The organism is Allosphingosinicella sp. (assembly GCF_059502505.1).
In genome coordinates, this window is the sequence record NZ_JCACEU010000004.1 from 1 (window position 1) to 1,187 (window position 1,187).

The following is a 1,187-nucleotide window of genomic DNA, read 5'->3' on the forward strand; positions in this document are numbered from 1 at the left end:
TCCGCGCCATCGAGAGCACGCTGCGCGGCCGCCCCTACCGGATGGAGGCGCTGCGGGATCTCGCGATCTGCCGCGGCTTCCTCGGCTCGCCGAGCGCCCTTGCCCTCTATGACGTGCCCTGGGTGCCGATTTACCTGGCCTTCATCTTCCTGCTGCATCCCACCATGGGCTTCATCGCGCTCGGCGGCGCGGTGATGCTGTTCATCCTGACCCTGGCCAGCGAACTCTCGACCTCCAAGCTGCTGAAGGAGGCGAATGTCGCCGGCATGACCTCCCAGCGCCGGGCCGAGAGCATCACCCGCAATGCCGAGGTCATCGACAGCATGGGCATGCTGCCGGCGGTCATCGGCCGCTGGCGGGAATCCGTCGCCGCCATGACCGAGCCGCAGCAGCGCGCCGCCGACCGCGCGGCGGTGCTGGTAGCGGCGACCAAGTTCTTCCGCATCGCGGTGCAGATCGGCATCCTGGGCGTCGGCGCCTATCTGGTGCTCCAGCAGGAGCTAACGGCGGGCGCCTCCATCGCCGGCTCCATCATCATGGGCCGGGCGCTCGCGCCGGTGGAGCAGATGATCGGCGGCTGGAAGCAGCTGGTGCAGGCGCGGCAGTCCTTCCGCCGGCTGCAGGCCTTCCTCTCCCAGCCGCGGCTGCGCCCGGCGGGCATGCCGCTGCCGGAGCCGAAGGGTCAGCTCTCGGTCGAGCGGGTCTCCTATGGCTTTCCCGGCCAGGGCGTGCCGCTCGTGAAGGGCGTGAACTTCTCCCTTGCCCCGGGCGACAGCCTGGCCGTCATCGGCCCCTCGGCGGCGGGCAAGACCACGCTCATCCGCATGCTGATCGGCACGCTGCAGCCTTCGGCCGGCACGGTCCGGCTGGACGGCGCCGATGTCTATCAGTGGATGCGGGAGGATTTCGGCCGCCATGTCGGCTACCTGCCGCAGGATGTGGAGCTGTTCGACGGCACCGTCTTCCAGAACATCGCCCGTCTGGCGGAGGCCGAGCCGAGCGCGGTCTACGAGGCGGCGCAGCTCGCCGGCTGCCATGAGATGATCCTGCGGCTGCCCAATGGCTACGACACCCAGATCGGCGATGGCGGCCAGTACCTCTCGGGCGGCCAGCGCCAGCTCGTCGGCTTGGCGCGCGCCATGTTCGGCCGGCCGAAGCTGATCGTGCTGGACGAGCCGAACAGCAAC

1 protein-coding gene is annotated in these 1,187 nt (G+C 69.8%); it reads left to right on the plus strand.

All coding sequences use genetic code 11. The annotated features are described in order from the left end of the window. A partial coding sequence (locus AC5JBD_RS00055) for a type I secretion system permease/ATPase (RefSeq protein ID WP_495719710.1) occupies positions 1-1,187 on the plus strand: 1,187 nt, incomplete at both ends.